This is a genomic window from Acinetobacter sp. 18QD2AZ41W (assembly GCF_009829025.1).
Classification (GTDB): Bacteria; Pseudomonadota; Gammaproteobacteria; order Pseudomonadales; family Moraxellaceae; genus Acinetobacter; species Acinetobacter pseudolwoffii.
In genome coordinates this window covers 1-1,993 of sequence record NZ_WURP01000050.1, presented here as the reverse complement: position 1 = coordinate 1,993, position 1,993 = coordinate 1, and the positions used below count along the sequence as shown (strand labels likewise).

The 1,993-nt window shown below is 43.5% G+C and carries 2 protein-coding genes; one reads left to right on the top strand and one right to left on the bottom strand.

Annotation, left to right across the window (positions count from 1 at the left end; all coding sequences use genetic code 11):
• A partial coding sequence (gene mobQ, locus GVV58_RS15175; protein WP_159516860.1) for a MobQ family relaxase occupies positions 1 to 1,352 on the bottom strand: 1,352 nt, incomplete at its 3' end.
• Positions 1,353 to 1,560: 208 nt separating this feature from the next.
• Between mobQ and GVV58_RS15170 the strand changes: the two genes are divergently transcribed.
• A complete protein-coding gene (locus tag GVV58_RS15170; protein WP_088749624.1) occupies positions 1,561 to 1,827 on the top strand; it encodes a mobilization protein in 267 nt (88 codons plus the stop codon).
• The last annotated feature ends 166 nt before the right edge of the window (positions 1,828 to 1,993 follow it).

The window sequence follows — 1,993 nt, the reverse complement described above, 5'->3', positions numbered from 1 at the left end:
TCTGCTTTGATCTCATCCACACATTTTTTAATGACTTGATAGGATGGGTATAGAGTCTGGTATTGCTTGGCTTTGGCTGGATGTTGTTGTTGGTACTGCTTCCAGGCATGTTCTTTGAATTTGTCATTTTCCAATAAATCCTTCACACCATGTTTTTTCTGGTGTTCATGCTGACCTTTCAGCTTTTTGTGCTCCTGGTAAATCGCATCACGTTGGGCTTCCCAGGCTTTTTTTCCAAACAGTAAGGGTTTGTTCTGAGTTAATTCGTTGTGTTGATCGACCAGGCTTTGCAATTTGTCATGACTTTGCTTGAGTCCGCTTTTCACGATCTCCTGGGCAAGCTGCTGATTGAACTCATTTTGATGTTTGTGGTGCTTGGTCAGGGTTATTTCGGCTTGTTTGAGATTACGCTGCATGAAATCCAGGTCTAGATTCGCGTCTTTTGCGCTGATTTCGCGTTTTAGCACTTTGCCAAGGGTTTCCCTCTGTTTTTCCTCAAACAGGGCTTTTTCGTCAATTGGTGGCGTTTTAGCGCTATTTTTGATTTGGATCTGCTGTTCTGTTTTCAGTGTGCTGAGTTTGATCTCATTTTCAGCAATCAGCAGATCCATATTTTTGCTGTATTGCAGCTGAGCCTGATTTCTCTGTTTGATTTCGTCATTGCTTCGGCTGATTTCGGTCTCAATCCCTTTTCGGCGCAGTTCGGTGACTTTCGGCCCTTCGTGCAGCGTGGCTTCTAAACCATTCTCCTGGTCTTTGTAGCTGCGGTGGTCGACTCGGGCAGTGTATCCAGCCAGATCCAGGTGCATATTGCAGATATCGGCAAAGTGTTCGCGCCAGTGTTCGATTTCTCCACTGTGTTTCTGATCCAGTTCCCGGGTTTTCTCGGTGAAGCCTTCCTGAGTAAGTTTGCGTGTGCTCATCAGGATATGCGCGTGATAATTGCGTTCATCACTACCAGATCCAGTATGCGGTGCATGAATACAGGCATCGACGGCTACCTGGTGTCTGTCCACGATACTGGCGCATAGCTCTTCGAGCATGGCCAGGCGTTGTTCCTGATTTAATTCACTTGGAAAAGCGATTTCAAATTCTCGGGCAACTGTCGAGTTTTTTCGGGTTTCCCGTTGTTCAACTTCGTTCCAGAGTCTTTCCCGGTTTTTTAAATGTTCTGGTGCGCCTTCGGGTAAATAAATTTCTTTATATTCCACACCTGTTTTTCGGCTGTAATCATGTTCTCGGCCCTCACGTTCACAATAGATCTTTTCACCTGCCCGATAGGCAATCGCAGCAGTAGCGGAACGCCCTGCTGATCGTGCTACGGTTTTGACTGAAAAGTGGTAAATCGCCATGCCTATTTTCGCTTTTAAATTTTCACGTAGTGAAGTACAACCGTGGATACGGTTGTCGGGGTATTGGGGAGACCCCAATCGTACTTGCAAACGAAGTTTGCATAAGTGCGCTCTTCGAGGAAAACATTACTATACATATAGCACCTTGAATGCATATTCAAGTGCGCTTATGTTAGGGATGGTTTCCCAGGATGATGGTATTGGATTAATGAGCGTTACTGAAACACTAGACAGCAAAATCAAAGCACAGGAAGAAAAGCTAAAGCAGTTAAAGGCTCAAAGACAGGCAGCACTGGCAAGAGAACGTGCTAAAGAGAAAGAACAAGCTCGAAAGGATGATACCAGACGCAAAATTTTAATTGGATCCTGTATGCTAAAGATCACTGAAGATGATGAACAAGCCAGAGCTAAATTAATTGCTCAGATGGATAAGTATTTAACAGATGAGCGTGACCGAAAGCTTTTTAATTTATAAATTTTGAGGGATAAGTAGTGGAAGATCCAACACTTAATAAGTTAATACGTAATACAGAATTATTCTTCGAACATCACTGGAATGTAGACCTATTAGGAAAGCCTCCTGAATGGTCACCAGTACATTTTAATTTTGGAAAAATTCCTAATTACGATAAACAAGGTGT